The organism is Ruminococcus sp. RTP21198st1_G1_RTP21198_201120 (assembly GCF_040924265.1).
Classification (GTDB): Bacteria; Bacillota; Clostridia; order Oscillospirales; family Ruminococcaceae; genus Hominimerdicola; species Hominimerdicola aceti.
The window spans coordinates 1-17,976 of the sequence record NZ_JBCOMH010000016.1; the positions used below are offsets into that span (position 1 = coordinate 1).

Annotated in this window: 15 protein-coding genes; 11 read left to right on the forward strand and 4 right to left on the reverse strand. The window is 42.3% G+C overall.

What is annotated here, in order from left to right:
* Positions 1–420 precede the first annotated feature (420 nt).
* From AB5627_RS10850 to AB5627_RS10885, 8 genes are all read left to right on the forward strand, one after another.
* Positions 421–1,473 (forward strand): fibronectin type III domain-containing protein, encoded by a 1,053-nt coding sequence (locus tag AB5627_RS10850; protein ID WP_265290728.1) that lies wholly within the window; start codon positions 421–423, stop codon positions 1,471–1,473.
* Positions 1,474–1,783: 310 nt separating this feature from the next.
* Positions 1,784–2,437, forward strand: a complete 654-nt coding sequence (locus AB5627_RS10855) for a hypothetical protein (protein ID WP_333635090.1) — start codon at positions 1,784–1,786, stop codon at positions 2,435–2,437.
* Positions 2,438–2,784: 347 nt separating this feature from the next.
* Complete coding sequence (pheS, locus tag AB5627_RS10860) at positions 2,785–3,804, forward strand: phenylalanine--tRNA ligase subunit alpha (RefSeq protein WP_022288228.1); 1,020 nt, start codon at positions 2,785–2,787, stop codon at positions 3,802–3,804.
* Positions 3,804–4,394, forward strand: coding sequence for a hypothetical protein (locus tag AB5627_RS10865; protein ID WP_022288227.1), 591 nt, complete (start codon positions 3,804–3,806; stop codon positions 4,392–4,394). Before pheS ends, AB5627_RS10865 begins: the two co-directional genes overlap by 1 nt.
* Before the next feature lie 22 nt (positions 4,395–4,416).
* Complete coding sequence (pheT, locus tag AB5627_RS10870; protein ID WP_368369839.1) at positions 4,417–6,831, forward strand: phenylalanine--tRNA ligase subunit beta; 2,415 nt, start codon at positions 4,417–4,419, stop codon at positions 6,829–6,831.
* A gap of 128 nt (positions 6,832–6,959) precedes the next feature.
* Positions 6,960–7,205 carry an IreB family regulatory phosphoprotein gene (locus tag AB5627_RS10875; protein ID WP_022288225.1) on the forward strand — a complete coding sequence of 82 codons (246 nt, stop codon included), beginning with the start codon at positions 6,960–6,962 and terminating at the stop codon, positions 7,203–7,205.
* Between the two features lie 130 nt (positions 7,206–7,335).
* Complete coding sequence (locus AB5627_RS10880; protein WP_022288224.1) at positions 7,336–8,175, forward strand: polysaccharide deacetylase family protein; 840 nt, start codon at positions 7,336–7,338, stop codon at positions 8,173–8,175.
* A 159-nt stretch (positions 8,176–8,334) separates the two neighbouring features.
* A complete protein-coding gene (locus AB5627_RS10885) occupies positions 8,335–10,008 on the forward strand; it encodes a DUF6583 family protein (protein WP_265290726.1) in 1,674 nt (557 codons plus the stop codon).
* Between the two features lie 52 nt (positions 10,009–10,060).
* Here the strand turns inward: AB5627_RS10885 and AB5627_RS10890 are convergent, their stop codons facing one another.
* The 4 genes from AB5627_RS10890 to AB5627_RS10905 form a co-directional block, all read right to left on the reverse strand.
* Positions 10,061–10,303 carry an RNA-binding S4 domain-containing protein gene (locus tag AB5627_RS10890; RefSeq protein WP_022288222.1) on the reverse strand — a complete coding sequence of 81 codons (243 nt, stop codon included), beginning with the start codon at positions 10,301–10,303 and terminating at the stop codon, positions 10,061–10,063.
* 66 nt (positions 10,304–10,369) lie between these two features.
* On the reverse strand, positions 10,370–10,660 hold the full coding sequence (locus AB5627_RS10895; protein ID WP_256319968.1) for an HU family DNA-binding protein: 291 nt from the start codon (positions 10,658–10,660) through the stop codon (positions 10,370–10,372).
* 24 nt (positions 10,661–10,684) lie between these two features.
* Positions 10,685–11,482: a nucleoside triphosphate pyrophosphohydrolase gene (gene mazG, locus AB5627_RS10900; RefSeq protein ID WP_022288220.1), complete on the reverse strand. Its 798-nt coding sequence runs from the start codon at positions 11,480–11,482 to the stop codon at positions 10,685–10,687.
* A 58-nt stretch (positions 11,483–11,540) separates the two neighbouring features.
* Positions 11,541–13,253 (reverse strand): polysaccharide biosynthesis protein, encoded by a 1,713-nt coding sequence (locus tag AB5627_RS10905; protein ID WP_265290725.1) that lies wholly within the window; start codon positions 13,251–13,253, stop codon positions 11,541–11,543.
* A gap of 223 nt (positions 13,254–13,476) precedes the next feature.
* Between AB5627_RS10905 and AB5627_RS10910 the strand changes: the two genes are divergently transcribed.
* Genes AB5627_RS10910 through AB5627_RS10920 form a run of 3 tightly spaced genes read left to right on the forward strand, consistent with a single transcriptional unit; the run spans position 13,477 to position 17,971 of the window.
* Positions 13,477–14,670 (forward strand): PLP-dependent aminotransferase family protein, encoded by a 1,194-nt coding sequence (locus tag AB5627_RS10910; RefSeq protein ID WP_022288218.1) that lies wholly within the window; start codon positions 13,477–13,479, stop codon positions 14,668–14,670.
* 6 nt (positions 14,671–14,676) lie between these two features.
* Positions 14,677–15,141, forward strand: coding sequence for a hypothetical protein (locus AB5627_RS10915; RefSeq protein WP_041337320.1), 465 nt, complete (start codon positions 14,677–14,679; stop codon positions 15,139–15,141).
* 22 nt (positions 15,142–15,163) lie between these two features.
* A complete protein-coding gene (locus AB5627_RS10920) occupies positions 15,164–17,971 on the forward strand; it encodes an ABC transporter permease (RefSeq protein WP_022288216.1) in 2,808 nt (935 codons plus the stop codon).
* Positions 17,972–17,976: the final 5 nt, after the last annotated feature.

The following is a 17,976-nucleotide window of genomic DNA, read 5'->3' on the forward strand; positions in this document are numbered from 1 at the left end:
TCCTTTTCTCCACAGGTCTTGACCTTTGACGGATTATTTATTGTAAAACACCAATTACAAGACTGTTTCGGCATTATATTCACCTCTGTGCGATTATGTTTGTGCGTGTGCGATTGTTTTTGCATATGACCGCACAGCCGTAAAAGGCGTGTTTACTTGCCTTACTGCCTGCTTGTGCGATTGTGCGATAGGGGGTAAAGGGTAATACTAACCTTTACCCCCTACATACCTACTTCCGATTTTTTTCGGATTTAGGCATAAAAAATAGATGTGATACGTTTTGTAACACATCTATTGTAAACCTACAACGGAATATTTTATTTTTTTGGTAGAAGTATTGACAAATATTTGTTTTTGTGGTATTATATAATATTACCATGACATATGGGGAATTATAGAGAATCGGGAGAGGTGCTTTTTATGAAGAATGGTATGAAGAAAACGGCGGCTGTTGTTATGGCGGCAATGCTTATGGGCACGGGGGCTGTTGTACCTGCGGCGGAGGATATGGGGATATTCTCACAGACGACTATCGTTGCGGAAGCGGCGAGTGTTGGCAAGGTAACGGGGCTTAAATCTAAGACGCTTTCAAACAGTGAGATAAAGCTCAACTGGAGCAAGGTAAAGGGTGCGAGCGGTTACACTGTTTATATGCGAAAAAACGGCAAGTACAACAAGCTTGGGGATTGCAAGGGCACGAGCTACACAGTTAAGAAGCTGCCTAATGCAACGAGAGAAAATTTTAAAGTAAGGGCATACAAGACTGTAAAGGGCAAGAAAGTTTACGGAAAATATTCCGCAAACTGGAACACGGCGACCAATCCGCAGGCTTGCAAGGGGCTAAAGGTAAGCAGTGTTGGCACTGACAGCGTTAAGCTTTCTTGGACGAAGATAGGCTGTACAAATTACCGCATTTATCAGAACATAAAAGGCGAATGGAAAGAGATAGGCAAGACCACAGGGACAAGCTACACTGTGAAGAAGCTTGCGCCTGCGACAAAGTATCAGTTCAAGATAAGGGCTTGCAAGCAGGACGACAAAAAGACGAATAATAATCACTATGGCAAGTATTCGGGGGTCGTGACGGCGACAACTAAGAAAAGTGACAAAATCACACAGGCTGATATTGATGTGATGAAAAAGGAATTGCAGGAATATTCAAACAGCAAGGCTGAATTTATTCGAGAAAATTATACCGAATTTGACGGCTATGGTACAGAGTATAATACTGTTGATGAATTTTTTGAAAGATGTGTTAGAAACTACACTCCTGATAATTCAAGTTACAGCTCTGTTTACATAATTCCTACGGACGAAACTGACATAGAAGAAGTCAAAAAACAATTAAAAAACAAAATAGATTATGGTTATAGGAGAAATGAAGATGTGAACTTTGTTGTTTACATAGATAATTGCCCTAATGGTCTTGATATATACAATGGATCTTGCTGGGCTGTGTATCTGCTTTATTAATTCGGACACATATAGCACAAACGTAAATGAAAGGTACAAATAATGAAAAGTAAAACATATTACGAAATGTATGATCTGTTGACACAATCTATGTCATTAAACCATAAAATGATTGACAAGATAGAAGAACTCAGAGCAGAAAACGCTGTTTTGTATAAACAAATCGAGGAGTGCAGAGACACATTAAGAACGTTGATATCAAAAGATTTTGAAAGTTCAAATGATAATAAGAGACTTTTTTCATTCTGTTAGAAAGCAAAAACGCTATATAAAATCTGTACTTGCTATGGAAAAGTCAAAGAGTTGAGAGGTGAATGTTTTGCAGGCGGTTTATGAATATCCTCCGAAGCTGTCTAGGGCGGAGAGGCAGGTCAAGGCGGCGCATGATATTGAAGAACACAGGAAAATGCAGAGGAATATGTATAAGAATATCCTGCTTGGGGTCGTTATCGTGATAATTGGTGCGGTGTTTGCAAGTGCGGTCTTTGCAAAGGTCCTGCTTATACTGCTGGGGGCTTGCAATTGTTCTGTGGGCGGGCTTATGTACTGGTATTACTCGCTTTCACGGGACGCTGATGTTTACACGAGGATATATGAGGATCACATTGAACACTCTCAGCGCATGGGGCTTTCTAAAAGCTATCTGCACATATGCCTTTACTATGAGGAGGTAGAGAAGTCTTATCAGACAAACAAGGGAAGACTCGTTTGCGTGCTGAAAAATGTGGAGAAGTCAAGCTTTGTGGTAAAGGACAAAGAGGGCAGGGAGAAAGCTTTTGTGCCTGAGGACGGTATGATAGCTCTGAGCTTTCAGGACACTAAGGGCAAGCTTGTGCTTATCAATGACTTTTATGAGAAGATAGGCTATCCCCACAAGGAATACAACAAGTTAGAGGACGAGGAAGACGATTATTACTCCGAGGAGGATATGAAGTGGGACAGGCTTCATAAGCATGGACTGTAGTTGTAAACTTTTTGTTAAGCCCTTGAAATGTGGGGCAGAATGTGATAACATATTATTGTATCAATACACTTAAAACACTATGACCGAGAGAGTAGTTTTGCTAAGGGTCTTCAGAGAGAAGCTGCGGCGTGTGTGCGTTTTCTGAAAGCGGCTTTATATCCTGACAAAATGAAGTTCACTTGCGAGTGGTCATGCCGAATGAGAGATAGTCTTTAGTAAGCGTGAACGTCTGTCTGCGTTAAGGACGGAAGAGTGTTGGCTCTTTACTGATAGGTGGTATAAACAAGAATTTCAAAGTCTTGTCCTGTTTAGTCGGGGCAGGGCTTATTTTTATAGGAGGATAAGTAATGAAAGAACAGTTGAAAAGCATTGACGAGCGTGCGAAAGAAGAACTTTCACATATTGATGACGCCAAGCTGTTGGAAGATTTCAGAGTAAGATTTCTTGGCAAAAAGGGAGAGATAACTTCCATACTTAAGCAAATGGGCAAGCTTTCCGCAGAGGAAAGACCTGTTATCGGTCAGCTTGCAAACAAGGTAAGAGCTGATATCGAGAATGCTCTCAATAAGCGTAAGGAAGAGCTTAAGAGCAAAATGGAGCAGGTAAGGCTTACAGAGGAAGCTATAGACGTTACGCTTCCGGGCAAGAAAACAAGAATAGGCAGACCTCACCCTCTGAACGCTACTCTTGAAGAGGTAGAGGAAGTGTTCCTTGGCATGGGCTTTGACATCGTTGACGGTCCAGAGGTTGAAACAGACCATTATTGCTTCGAGGCACTGAATATGCCTAAATCTCACCCTGCAAGAGATACGCAGGATACATTCTACATCAATGAGAACGTTGTTCTTAGAACACAGACTTCTTCTGTTCAGATAAGAACAATGGAAAAGAGAAAGCCACCTATCAGAATCATTTCACCGGGCAGAGTTTATCGTTCTGACACAGTGGACGCTACACATTCACCGCTGTTCCACCAGATAGAGGGTCTTGTTATTGACAAGGGCATCACTATGGCTGACCTTAAGGGTACTCTTGAGCTGCTTATGAAGCGTCTTTATGGCGAGGACACTCAGATAAGACTTCGTCCGCACCATTTTCCATACACAGAGCCTTCTGCTGAAGTTGACCTTATGTGCTTCAACTGCCATGGCAAGGGCTGTTCAATGTGCAAGCAGGAGGGCTGGGTAGAGCTTCTCGGCGCAGGTATGGTACACCCTAAGGTACTTGAGGGCTGTGGCATTGACCCTGAGGTTTACAGCGGATTTGCATTTGGTATCGGTCTTGAAAGAATAACAATGGGCAGATACAACATCAACGATATGCGTCTGCTTTATGAGAACGATATGAGATTTTTAGAGCAGTTCTGATGAATGAAGTTATGAGCCAGAGCAGGCTTTACAGAAAGCTTGTGCCGTCAAAGGCTAAGCTTGTAACGTCGGCGGCTATCAGCACACTTATGGCGCTGATAGTAGGCGTTGGCGGTGGGTTATCGGTCATGCTTGTAAAAGAACAGCAGAGTGCATGGGATATGCTTGTGCTATGTGGGTTTCTGGTGATTTTTCTGGGTATCCTGCTTTTTATCGGAATAAGAGGATTTAAAAGGCAGGTAAAACAATACAGAGGGAACCTTGCAAGGCTGGAGCAATTTGACGCTCAGGATATGCTGGCTTTGGAAAGCGAGATAGAGGGAAGCGAGTTCAAATACAACACCTTTTATCTACTTGACAGATATATGTATGTGCCTAAGGCTAAACTGCTTATAAAATATACGGATATTAGAGAGTTCAAGACCATAGTTCACAGCACAAATGGTGTCAATGACAGCATGAAAGCTGAGATAACTGATAATTTCGGGATAAAATATACTGTGAACATAAAGCGGTGGAAAGATTTCTATATTTATAGACCGCTGTTTTTAAAGGACTTGGACGAGAAGATACAAAACTGCGGTAAATGATAAGATTACGGAGGAATAATAAATGGATTTGTCAATGAAATGGCTTGCAGACTATGTAGACTGCGATATGCCGATAAAGGATTTTGTTTCCGCTCTGACGCTTTCAGGCTCAAAGGTAGAGTGCTTTGAGCAGGAGGGCAAGGATATTTCTAACGTTGTTGTGGGCAAGGTAGTTTCTATGGAGCGTCACCCTGATTCTGACCATATGTTTATCACTCAGGTAGATGTTGGAGAGGACGAGCCTGTTCAGATAGTTACTGGCGCTCAGAACGTTCATGAGGGCGATTTTGTGCCAGTTGCAAAGCACAAGTCATCTGTACTTCATGAGGGTAAGCAGGTGAAGATAACAAAGGGCAAGCTGAGAGGCGTTGCGTCAAATGGTATGCTTTGCTCTCTGGGCGAGCTTGGACTTTCTGTTCACGATTTCCCATATGCTATAGAGGACGGAATCTTTATTCTCGGCGATGACTGCGACAAGACAGTAGGCAAGGATATACATGAGGCTATAGGTTATAATGACACAACTGTTGAGTTTGAGATAACTTCAAATAGACCTGACTGTCTTTCTGTTATCGGTCTTGCAAGAGAAACTGCGGCTACTTTCGGCACTGAGCTGAAGGTCAAGAAACCTGAGTTCAAGGGCATTGACGGGGATATCAACGATATGCTCAAGGTAAAGATACACAACACTGACCTTTGCAAGAGATATATGGCCGGTATCGTTAAGAACGTAAAGATAGGTCCGTCACCTCGTTGGATGAGAGAAAGACTCAGAGGCTGCGGCGTTAGACCTATCAACAACTTTGTTGATATCACAAACTATGTTATGCTTGAATATGGCAGACCAATGCACGCTTTTGACCTGAGATATGTTAAGGACGCTTCTATCAACATCAGAAATGCTAAGGCAGGAGAAACTATCACAACTCTTGACGGCGAGGTAAGAGAGCTTTCAGAAGAGATGCTCGTTATTGCTGACGCTGAAAAGCCGGTTGCTGTAGCAGGCGTTATGGGCGGCGAATACAGCGGTATCATGGACGATACAACTACTGTTGTATTTGAGTCTGCCTGCTTTGACGGTGCGAGCGTAAGAACAACAGCCAAGAAGCTTGGCATGAGAACTGACGCTTCTGCGAGATATGAAAAGGGTCTTGACCCACATGAGTGCTATGAGGCTCTTATGAGAGCTTTCCAGCTTGTTGAAGAGCTTGGTGCTGGCGAGGTCGTAAAGACTTACATTGATGAGAACTATGAGGACGAGACACCTAAGACGGTTGATTTTGACCCTGAGTGGATAAATAAGTTCCTTGGTACTGAGATACCTGAGAGCGACATGGTTGAATATCTCACAAGGCTTGGCTTTGAGATAAAGGACGGCAAGGTAGTTTCGCCATGGTACAGAGTGGACATTGCCTGCAAGGCTGACGTGGCAGAGGAAGTTGCTAGACTTTACGGCTACAACAAGATTCCAAACACTATCGTAAGAGGCGTTGCTCAGGCTAAGCTCACCGAGGCGCAGAAGTTTGACAGACATATACAGAGATCTATGCTCGCTATGGGTCTTAACGAGATATCTACATTCTCATTCATTTCGCCTAAGTATTTTGACAAGATAAATCTTCCTGCTGACTCAAAACTGAGAAAGACAGTTGTTATCACAAACCCTCTTGGCGAGGACACTAGCGTTATGAGAACGACTACCATTCCGTCTGTATGTGAAGTGCTTGCAAGAAACTACAGCTACCGCAACCCTGAGTGCTATATCTTCGAGAGAGGAAACGAGTATATACCAGTTGAGGGAGAGGTGCTTCCTAACGAGCCTGAAAGACTTGGTTTTGGTTTCTATGACACTGAGACGAAGGCTGATTTCTATGACATCAAGGGTTTTGTCGAGGGTCTGCTTTCTAAGCTCGGCGCACAGAAAGTTGAATTTGAAAAGGCTACTGCTGAATGTAGCTTTGACGAGTTCTATGCTTTCCACCCAGGCAGAGTTGCTGTCGTTAAAGTAAATGGTGAGGAGATCGGCATTTTTGGCGAGCTTCATCCGAGAGTTCTGGAGAACTACGGCATTGACGCTAGAGCTTATGTGGGCAAGATAAATGTTCCTGAGCTTATGGCAAGCTGTGTTGCTCAGAAGACATATAAGCCACTGCCTAAGTATCCTGCTACAACAAGAGATCTGTCTATCGTTTGTGATGACGATATCCCTGCGGCTCTTCTTGAAAAGACTATAAGCAAGGCTGTTGGCTCGATACTTGAAAAGGTAACGCTTTTTGACGTTTACAAGGGCGAGCAGATCGAAAATGGCAAGAAGTCTGTTTCATACTCCATTTCAATGCGTTCACATGACGGCACGCTTACTGACGAGCAGGCTGACAAGGCTATGAAGAAAACTCTTGAAGCTCTCAAGGCTATCGGTGCTGAACTCAGAATGTAAAAAATATAGCGCTTGATTTGTATAAAGTGCATAAATTTTGCTTTTTGACTTGTTATTTTGAAACAAATGGAGTATAATAATATCAGGCGTATTGCTGATATTAATACATTGCAGAGGGGCTGAGCATAATGCACGAACAAACTATGGAATTTTCAGTACAGCACGACAAGGAGGCTGAGCTGAAAAAGACACTTACAATTATATATGACGCTCTGAAAGAGAAGGGCTATAATCCTATTAATCAGATCGTAGGTTATATTCTTTCTGAGGACCCGACCTACATAACGACATACAATAATGCCAGAAGTCTTATTCGTCATATTGACAGAGATGAACTTTTGCAGGCATTGGTGAAGTCCTATCTTGAGTCATAACTGATATTTAAAGGCGGTAGTTTTTGCCGCCTTTTTTGTTTTACGTCAGAATTTACCTGAAACGTATTTTTGTATAAAGACGTTTTCTGAACATAATAGTATAAGATGATAAGAAAACGGAGGGCTTCATATGAAGATAAGAAATTGCATGGCACTTATTTGTGCAGTTGTAGCGCTCAGTGCTTGTGGCAGGACAGTGATAATGCGTGAGGGAAATTCATCAGAGGGAACAAGCTCGGCGGTCATTGAGCCTGTGGCTGTGGGAAAGAAAACCGCAAAGGAAAAGATAGATCTTTCGGGGCTTTCACATGACAAGGTCGGATATGGTCAAGGCGTTCTTGTGGACGAAAAGAACAGGACGACTGGTGCGTTTGATTTTAATGCACAATACGGTAAGCTTAACGCAAAGGCTATAAATAATGATGACAAGATATATCTGACCTTTGATCAGGGTTATGAGAACGGATACACTGAAAAGATCCTCGATGTGCTGAAAGAGAAAAAGGTCAAGGCGACGTTTTTTCTTTTGCAGGATTATGCAGAGAAAAATCCTGAACTTGTGAAGCGTATGATAGACGAGGGGCATATTGTAGGAAATCATTCGGTACACCATTATTCTATGCCGACGCTTGGGCAGGCGGAATGTGAGTCGGAGATAAAGGATTTCCATGAGTATATGGAGGATAACTATGATTATACCATGACAGTGTTCAGACCGCCTATGGGCGAGTTTTCGGAGTTCTCTCTTGGAGTGACGGCAAACTGCGGTTATGAGACTGAGCTTTGGAGCTTTGCTTACGCTGATTGGGACGTGAACAATCAGCCTGATGAAGGACAGGCTCTTGAAAAGCTTGTGAATGCGGCTCACCCGGGGGCTATTTATCTCCTGCACTCGGTATCGAAAACCAATACTGATATTCTCGGGGACTTTATCGACAGAGTGAGGACTGGCGGATTTGAATTTGGCTGATAAGAGAATATGATGAAGAGAGGCCTTGTGCCTCTCTTTTTGTTATTTTAGGGGTATTTGTAGCTGATTTGTAATATGTTAGTCTATTGACAAATTGTTAAAAGTATGTTATATTTTAAATACGAACAGAAACATGAGTTTCTTTAAGGAGGAAATAAAATGGTAAAAAATAAGGTGCTTACACCTGTATTGGCAGGCGTTTTGGGTCTCAGCATAGTTGGCTCAGGTCTTGGCTATTATTTTGTAAATAAAGACAGTAATGATGGTAAAACTGAGGGCGGCAAGGCTAAGCTTACTCAGGTGGCAGATAATATAAACAACACTCTTGGCACGGCTGAAAAGGCTATCAAGGGCGAACTTGATTTTGCTTACAACGCAACGGCTACTGTTTCATTCGGTGAGGGCTTCACAGAGCAGGCAGGTGTCAGCTTACAGCCTATTTCTGTGACAACTGTTACAAAGCAGAAGGGAAGCAACACTGCAGCAGATGTTTCGCTGACATATGGCGGAAATAATCTTGTGTCTGCTAATGCTGTATATTCCAGAGATAACAAGTCGGCTTATGTTCAGATACCTGAGCTTTCTGACGCTTATCTTATGGTTAACGTTGACAGCCTTAAAGACAAGGTAGGCAGTGAGCTTTCTTCACAGGGCATTGACCTTGATTCTCTCTTTGATTCTGCTGAGGGCGCTGATGTTGATTTTGATACTGACGCATTTGAAAAGGATCTGGAGGAATACAAGAAGGTTATAGAGGACTCTTTCCCTAAGCCTGTTGACGGCGAGAAAAAGACTGGTGACATTGACGGAAACGAGTACAGCTATACAACTAAGGAATACACTATCTCAGGCAATGATGTAAAGGCTGCTTTTAAGGCTGTTCTTGACAAGGCTAAGGACGACGCTACGCTTAAAGATATGTTCAGCAAGGCAGGCGTTGCTGACAAGCTTGGTATGTCATATGATGAGATAATCTCACAGTATGCTGATTCTATGGATTCACTTTTTGCAAGCGATAATCTTGACGAAACTGCAACATTTAACGCTTACTACAGCGGTGATGATTTTGCGGGCTTTAGCCTTGAAAAAGACGGCGAGGGTGCAACTCTTTACACCATTCTTAAGGACGACGTTGTGGCTGTTGATTTTAGCCTTAACATGGGCAGTGAGGGCAGTGCATCATTCAAGGGTTCTGCAAATACTGTTGACGGTGTTACAAATGGCAAGTTCACAATGAAAATGGAAACTGCGTCTGATTCAGATATAGACGCTGACAAGACTTCTGCTGACGGTGGACTTTCCCTTGAGCCTACCATGGCAGTTTCACCGAGCATAAACTTTGACACAATGGAAGCTGAGGTGACTCTCAAAGACCTTAAAGAAGAGGGTGACGCATTCTCAGGTACTATCAGATTTGATGTGAATGGTACATCTGATTCTCAGGCTGTATCAGGCTGGGTAGAGCTTGCTTCTGCTTCAACTGCTGATAAGCTTGATCTTTCTGTTGAGTTTGGCATGAACGGCAAGCAGTTTGTTACAATGGCAGTTACAGGAAATAAGACAGAGGCTTCTGACATCACTGTTCCGTCAGGCGACAAGATCTATGACATGACAAATGACGATCAGATGAATACATACCTTGCAGGCTGTGACAGTGACGGATTTGTTGCTAATGTAAAGAAAGTTCTTGGTGACGAGGTCTACAATATGCTTGTAAATGCAGAGGGTGATCTTGAGTCAGATTATGATGACTATGGTGATTATGATGATTATGATGACTACGATCTCTCTGATATTGATCTGTCAGATTATGATCTGAGTGCAAATGCATAAAATGCACAATAGATAAAAAATTAAGAGGATCGCATTGAGCGGTCCTCTTTTTTTAGCTGATAACACGATAATTCTCGGCTGCTTCTTCTTTTTTTACATACTCGGTGACATTGAGAACTTCCACCTTGACAGGCTTCTGACCCATATTTATGGTGATAATGTCGCCAACTTTCACGTCATATGAAGCTCTTGCAATCTTATCGTTCACAAGCACCTTGCCTGCATCGCAAGCTTCGTTTGCAATAGTACGTCGTTTAATAAGTCTTGTGACTTTCAGGTATTTATCAAGCCGCATATTTTCCTCCTTTGTAGTAAAAAAGACCTAACCCGCAGGCTAGGTCTGAGTGGCATAAGCTTTAGATTACTTGTTTACAGCGTCCTTAAGAGCCTTGCCTGCCTTGAATGCAGGAACTTTCTTAGCTGCAACAGTGATCTGCTCCTTTGTACGAGGATTGATAGCTGTCTTTTCAGCTCTCTCTCTAACCTCGAATGTACCGAAACCTACCAGTGAGATCTTCTCGCCGTTAGCAAGTGTCTCTGATACAGAATCAATAACAGTTGTAAGTGCCTTCTCAGCGTCCTTCTTTGAATAATCGCCCTTTTCTGCGATAAGATTGATCAGTTCTGCCTTTGTCATTGTTTTTACCTCCAAATTATTTTTAACGAATAAAGTTATTCATTCATTTTGCTCTCGCCAATAAGCGTCAAGCTCATTTATGCTCAGGGCGGTCATATCCTGCCCGTTTTGCCTTACAGCATTTTCTGTTTTCTCAAACTTTTCGATATAATTATTATTTGTATCCGTCAGCACTTCTTCAGCGTCAAGGTCAAGCTTTCTTGCAAGTGAAGCACAAGTGAACATTATCTCGCCAAGCTGTTTTGCAACTACGGCTTTATCACTGTCAGCACTGTTTTCAAGAGCCTTAACAGCATTTTCAAGTGCGCTGATATCATGAGCATTGTCATACTCGATACCTGCTCTTGCTGCACGTTTGCTTAACTTCTGAGCTCTCATAAGTGCAGGAAAGTTCTTTGGAACGCTTTTAAGGGTATCGGAATAAGTTTCCTGTCCCTTGGTTTCTTTCTTGATAGTGTCCCAATTTTTAAGCACTGTTTCAACGTTGTCAGCTTCTACGCTTCCGAAAACGTGTGGGTGTCTGATGATAAGCTTTTTACAGATATCAGTTATCACATCGTCAAGTCGGAAATTGTTGTTTTCGGTCTCGATAACTGTATGAAAAACCACCTGCAAAAGAACGTCGCCAAGTTCTTCTCTCATCATTTCAGGAGAGTCACAGTCAATTGCTTCCATGACCTCATAGACTTCTTCAAGAAAATCTTTCTTGATAGACTTATGGGTCTGGACCTTATCCCACGGGCAGCCGTTCTCGCTTCTGAGAATTACCACGATATCCGCAAGATCATTGATATCAAAGCTGTCTTTAGCAAGCAATTCCTTAATTTTATCGCTCATTACATCATTACCTTTCCAAAAGGGTGCTTATTAATAATAAACCATTTTGCTCAAAATTTCAAGGGTTTTGCGGATTTTTTTTTGAAAATATGTAATTTACAATATTTTTCGGCGTTTCGCACAATAAATATAAACAAAAAAAGTACATTGTGCTACCAATTCCTATAGAAAAAAGGGTCACAAATCTATGATTTATTTGCAAATTGGCTATTTTCGTAAGTGTTTCGTGTGACAAAACAGCTGTCACACTGCACATGATAGCGGCGTAGGTGGGCTTTACGAAAATTTCGCTCACTTTTGGTTTTAGATCCGTCATTTTGCAAACTGAGCGTACGGATAGGGCGCATATGAAAACCTCTGATACAAGAGTAGAAATAGCTGCTCCTGATATATTTATTATGGGCTGTCTTATAAGTATAATGTTCAGAAATAGCTTAATAATTCCACCTGTCAACATAATTATTATGGCTTTGTGAGGTTTTCCCAGAGTTTGCAGGATAGCAAAGCAGGGAGTTGCTATGGCAAGGAATATTACTGCTATTCCAAGTATGGACATTGGCATTATACAGACCTGTATCTCAGTTTCACGGCCTCCAAAAAGAAAATGCAGGATAGGTTCTGACAAAACTGCTATGCCCATGCCTGCGGGTATGGCTATGATACTGGTGACGATGAGCATTTTTGTAAGGCCTGACTGTATGGCTTTTTTATCATTTTTGGCACAGCTTTCGGCAAGTGAGGGGAGTATGCTTTTGCCAAACATTGCGGTGATGGTCGGAACAAGACCGAAAACTGTTACGGCAAGTCCTATGTAAGAGCCGTAAATGAAGTTCGGGAGCATATCGGTGGTGAGCTTATCAGAAAGCAGGCTGTCAAATGTGTGTGGAGAAGCTTTCATGGCGATTTTGATACACGGATTGACAGTGAGCATATCTATCATGTTGGCAAAGGTCATTATCACTGAGATAAGTGCGATCGGAAGACAGCAGACGACAAGCTTTTTGGCTGTTGCTCCTGTGGGGTCTGTTATGGTATCTCCTTGAAGCATTTGCTTTGTTATGCTGTCGCCTTTGATCTTGCCTGATATGAGAATATACAGACAGGCGATCGCAGAGGCTATGGACGAACCTAGGATAGCTGCGGCAGCTATAAATGGAAGTGCGGCGGAGGCTGCCTGACGTGAGTTTTCATAGGCTGTGCCAAATATCATGCCTGTTTTATCATACATATCGGAGATATGATACATTAGTCCGTAGGCGAAACCAAGACCTAGGATAAGTTTGAAAAGGGTTTCTATCACTTCTGATACAGCGGTCGGTATCATATTCTGCAAGCCCTCACAGTAACCGCGTTCCACTGACATAATGGTACAGAAAATAATAGATGGGGCAACGCACATGAGAGCATATTTTGTACTTGGCTCGCCGACTACATTGCGTGACAGAAAATCTGAGGTGAGTATCATTACTGCGGCAGCGGCTGCGCTGATGATCGTGAAAAGGAAAAATGCAGTTCGCTTGGAATGACGCATATTTGAAAAGCGTTCAAGGGCATAGTTTTCAGCGGTAAGGCGAGCCATGGTGGAGGGGATACCTGAAACGACTATTGCGAAAACTGGTGTGAAAACTGAGAATGCTGAAGCGAAATATCCCATGCCTGTGCCGCCCAGAAGATTAGTAAGAGGTATCTTATAGAGAAGTCCCAGAATTTTTGTTATCAGAACCATTGCAAGCAATATTGCTGAGCCTTTTATAAAGCCTTGTCTTTTCATCTGTCAACCTGCTTTCTGACTTGTTTTTATATGATCTTATGCTGTTATGGTGGGTTTTATTACGGTTTGTCCATATGTCAGGTGGATATGCAGTTGTTTAAATTGCACAAAAATAGAGCTTAGGGTGCTAATACTAAAAAAAGTTTGTGTAAACACTTTATTTTATAGGAAAAATGTGATATAATCATATTATGTATTTTTAAGAAAAAGAGGTAAAAAAGTTATGACTTATAAGTTTTCAGAAAAGGTTTCTCATCTGCAGGCTTCTGCTATCAGAGAGATACTTAAATTTACTTCTGACCCAGAGGTAATTTCATTTGCGGCAGGCAATCCTTCTCCTGAGGCATTCCCTGTGGACGAGCTTAATAGAATATCAGAAGAGATATTCAAGGAAAATCCTATCGGCGCACTCCAGTACAGCCTTACAGAGGGATACACTCCGCTGAGAGATCTCCTTAAGAAAGAGCTTGAAAAGAAGGGTGAATTTGATCCTGAGAGAGATGATCTTATCATCACAAGCGGTGCTCAGCAGGCTAACGAGCTTGCTTGTAAAGTTCTCTGCGACCCAGGCGACATTCTTTGCTGTGAAGCTCCAAGCTTTATAGGCTCACTTAATGCGTTTAAGTCTTACAATGTTGAGCTTAAGGGTATCACGCTTCATGAAGACGGAGTTGACCTGAAAGAGCTTGAAGAGGCTTTCGCTACAGGCAAGGTAAAGGTATTCTACATTATCTCTAACTTCCAGAATCCTACTGGTCTTACAACTTCTCTTGAAAAGAGAAAGGCTATATATGAGCTTGCTAAGAAGTACAGTGTTATGATCCTTGAAGATAACCCATACGGCGACCTGAGAATAAAGGGTGAGGCTATCCCGTCTATCAAGAGCATGGACAAGGACGGTCTTGTTATGTATTCAAGAACATTCTCGAAGATACTTGCTCCTGGTATCAGAGTTGGCTACATTTCCGCTCCAAAGGAGATAATCGGAAAGATAGTTGTCTGCAAGCAGGTGGCTGACGTACATACAAATATCTGGGCGCAGATGCTGGCTTACAACTTCATGAAGGACAATGATATCGAAGCACATCTTGCTTCGCTGAGAGTGATCTACAAGCATAAGCTCGAACTTATGATAGAGCAGATCGAGAAGAATTTCTCTTCACAGATCAAGTTCACAAGACCTGAGGGCGGTCTGTTCATTTGGTGTACTCTTCCGGAAGGCAGTGACATGACTGGTTTCTGCAAAAAGGCTGTTGCAGAATATAAGGTAGCCGTTGTTCCGGGCAATGCTTTCATGGTAAGCGAGTCTGACAAGACAGCTTCATTCAGATTGAACTTCTCAACTCCTACAGACAAACAGATAATCGACGGCTGTGAGAAGCTTGGCAAGCTTTCTAAGGAAATGTTCGGCGATTAAGATAAAATGAAAAAAGTTCCTTTTACGCCTTTTCAGCTAGTGCTTACGGTGGTAAATACGGCGGCTCTAATGTTCTGCATGGGGTGTGATTGCTTTGTGCTGATAGTGGGCATGACGGCAGGCAGGACAAAGCCTTATGTGGTGGATCTTGTGCTAAGTCTTCTTACTATGGCGGTGTTTATTCTGCTTGTGTTTTCAGCAGGCAGGATAAATATTTTCAGTGATAAAGCTGACCCCGATGGGGACACTGCACCTGCGGTATCGGCACTTAGGACGTATTTTTGTATCTTGTTTTTTGATATCTCAGGAGTGCTGGGTCTTATGCTTGCGGGAGCGTTGGGGGTTGAGTGGGCTAAAAAAGCTATTATAATTTTTGCTCCTGTCGTTTTTGTCCTTGCGGCGATTGTTTATTTTATTCTATCGGGCAGGATAGGTCTTGATGATTTTTCGGATAGTGACGGGGAAGAATGATATTACAAAGGGGAGGTCTGTCATGAAAAGTGCATTGAAAAAGGATACTGTCAGAGAGATAAGTCACTCGTTGGGCAGATTTCTCTCTATTTTTCTGATAGTTCTTCTTGGCTGTGGATTTTTCTCTGGTATCAAGGCGACTATGCCTGATATGATAGACACGGCGGAGAAATATTTCAGTGATAACAGACTTATGGATATTAAGTTAATGTCGTCTATAGGCGTTAAGTCTGAGGACGTTGAGGCTGTGAAAAAAGCAGAGAACGTTGAGGGCGTTATGGCGGGATATTCTAAGGACGTTTTCTATTATCATGAAAATCAAAACCTTGTGCTGAAATTCATGTCCTTCAACAATGTTGTTGATGAGAACAGCCCTAATAATCTTGATAAGCCTGTTTTACTAGAGGGCAGGCTTCCTGAAAAAAAAGGCGAGTGCGCAGTAGAGGTAAAAATGAGTTCACCTAACACCTTTAAGTTGGGCGGAGAGATAAAGATCAACGAGCCTGACTCGTCAAAAAATATAACTGATACTTTGGCAACTGACACATACAGGATAGTTGGTATTGTGGCTTCACCGCTTTATATCGGCTATGAGCGTGATGCGACCACAGTGGGCAACGGAACTGTGGTAAGCAACGTTTTTGTGCCTGAGAGCGAGTTTGTGTGCGATTATTACACTGAGCTTTATGTGAAATTCAAAGGCACTGACGAGCTTGACCCGTTTTCCGACGAGTACAAGCAGGCTGTGAAAGATAAGAGCGTTCAGGCGGTGGAGTTTTTTGAGGACAGTGTGAACGCAAGGTTTGAAAAACTAAGCAGTGACGCTCAGGACAGTATTGATGTCGCTCAGGAGAAAGTTGACATCTTGAAACAGGCGCTTGCCTGCGACGAAAATCAGCTTACGGAGCTTTTGACAACGGCGCAGAAGTCGGTTGAGGAAGCTCAGGAGGCTTATGATAAGGCTGAACAGAGTGGTTCTAGTGCAAAGTATCTTGCAAGGTCACAGCTTTTAAAAGCACAACAGCTTGAAGAAGTGGCAGGAAAGCTTCTTCAAGACAAAGAGACAGGAAGTACGGCGGCTTTTGATGAATATAATGGTCAGCTTGCGGCGGCAGAAGATGAGATAGCCGTAGCGAAAAAAGAACTTGAAGCCGTGAAAACGCCTGCATTCTATCAGTATGACAGATTTGAGGCTAGCTCTGATTATAGTTCCTTTTATGGGGACGCTCAGAAGGTCGACTCTATTGCAAAGGTGTTTCCTGTGTTCTTTATTCTTGTGGCGGCGCTTGTATGTCTGACCACAATGACTAGAATGGTAGAGGAACAGAGAACGCAGATAGGTACATACAAGGCTTTAGGATACAGTGGGGCAAGAATAGCCGGAAAGTATCTTTTCTATGCAGCAACAGCGGCATCAGCAGGAAGCTGCATAGGCGTTGTTGTTGGATTGCAGATCTTTCCGAAGATAATTTATAGTTGCTATAATATTTTATATAACATTCCTGATATTGACACACCGTTTAAGCCTGTTTATATGGTGCTTTGCTTGGTGGTGTCGGTTATTTGCACTTGCTCGGCGGTGCTTTATGCCTGCATGAAAGAACTAAAGTCGCAGCCGTCACAGCTTATGCGTCCAAAGCCACCGCAGAATGGCAGGCGTGTTTTGCTGGAGCGTGTGGATCTTATATGGAATCGGCTTGACTTTCTTGCAAAGGTCACTGTGAGAAATTTGCTGAGATATAAAAAGCGTTTCTTTATGACAATCGTGGGAGTGGCAGGCTGTACGGCGCTGATAGTCACGGGTTTTGGTTTGAAATATTCTATAAAGACTATTGCCGAAAAGCAATTCAATGAGATATTTCTGTATGATGGTATTGCGGTACTTAATTCAGCCGATTTTGACGAGAAACAATTGGAGGACAAGATAAGCAGTATCCCACAGGTAGACAAATCTATGCTTATGCAGAGTACAGATGGCATTGCAGAAAATGAAAGTGAAAACCAGTCTGTTTCTATGATCGTGCCGAAATCTCCTGAAAATATGGGAGATTATATCGATCTTGTATCTGCTGAGAATGGATCAAACCTTGAAGTGAAAAGCGGTTCTGTTATCATAACACAAAAGCTTGCAAAGCTTCTTGACCTGAAAACGGGTGACACTATTACTATAAAGCTCAGTGGTCATGAGGAGAAAGAGTTCAAGATAGGCGGAGTAAGCAAGAACTATGCTTTGCATTATATTTACATCACTCCTGATGATTTTGAAAGTGTATACGGTGAGAAGCCTGTTTATAATCTTTCTTTTATTGACCTAAAGAAAGACACTGATGAAAACTCTTTCAAGGAACAGCTTATTTCAAATGACGAGTTTTATGGAATAAGCTTTAAAAATGATTCAAGCAGAGGTTTCCTTAATTCAGTGGACAGTCTTGACGCTATCGTTATTTTGCTCATCGTTTGTGCGGGAGGCTTGGCTTTTGTGGTGCTTTACAATTTGGCAAACATAAACATAACTGAGCGTGTTCGTGAGATAGCGACAATAAAAGTGCTTGGATTCTATGATGGTGAGACTTCAGCGTATATTTACAGAGAAAATCTGATATCGACGCTTGTGGGCATTATCGTGGGTCTTGTGGCAGGAAAGATACTGCACTATTTTGTTGTGATAACTTCTGAGGTCGACCTTGTGCTGTTCAACAGACAGCTTGTTTGGTGGGCGTATGTGCTTGGTGCATTGCTCACATTGGCATTTGCATTTATAGTTAATTTGGTTCTTCATTTCAAGCTTAAAAAGATAGATATGGTAGAATCTTTAAAATCAGTAGAATAGACGGA

Excerpts from the sequence above, each read along its gene's own strand:
- AB5627_RS10850 (WP_265290728.1), top strand. The coding sequence starts at position 421 with ATGAAGAATGGTATGAAGAAAACGGCGGCTGTTGTTATGGCGGCAATG.
- AB5627_RS10910 (WP_022288218.1), top strand. The coding sequence starts at position 13,477 with ATGACTTATAAGTTTTCAGAAAAGGTTTCTCATCTGCAGGCTTCTGCT.
- AB5627_RS10880 (WP_022288224.1), top strand. The coding sequence starts at position 7,336 with ATGAAGATAAGAAATTGCATGGCACTTATTTGTGCAGTTGTAGCGCTC.
- AB5627_RS10865 (WP_022288227.1), top strand. The coding sequence starts at position 3,804 with ATGAATGAAGTTATGAGCCAGAGCAGGCTTTACAGAAAGCTTGTGCCG.
- AB5627_RS10890 (WP_022288222.1), bottom strand. The coding sequence starts at position 10,303 with ATGCGGCTTGATAAATACCTGAAAGTCACAAGACTTATTAAACGACGT.
- pheS (WP_022288228.1), top strand. The coding sequence starts at position 2,785 with ATGAAAGAACAGTTGAAAAGCATTGACGAGCGTGCGAAAGAAGAACTT.
- AB5627_RS10915 (WP_041337320.1), top strand. The coding sequence starts at position 14,677 with ATGAAAAAAGTTCCTTTTACGCCTTTTCAGCTAGTGCTTACGGTGGTA.
- AB5627_RS10885 (WP_265290726.1), top strand. The coding sequence starts at position 8,335 with ATGGTAAAAAATAAGGTGCTTACACCTGTATTGGCAGGCGTTTTGGGT.
- AB5627_RS10875 (WP_022288225.1), top strand. The coding sequence starts at position 6,960 with ATGCACGAACAAACTATGGAATTTTCAGTACAGCACGACAAGGAGGCT.
- AB5627_RS10920 (WP_022288216.1), top strand. The coding sequence starts at position 15,164 with ATGAAAAGTGCATTGAAAAAGGATACTGTCAGAGAGATAAGTCACTCG.
- AB5627_RS10905 (WP_265290725.1), bottom strand. The coding sequence starts at position 13,253 with ATGAAAAGACAAGGCTTTATAAAAGGCTCAGCAATATTGCTTGCAATG.
- pheT (WP_368369839.1), top strand. The coding sequence starts at position 4,417 with ATGGATTTGTCAATGAAATGGCTTGCAGACTATGTAGACTGCGATATG.
- mazG (WP_022288220.1), bottom strand. The coding sequence starts at position 11,482 with ATGAGCGATAAAATTAAGGAATTGCTTGCTAAAGACAGCTTTGATATC.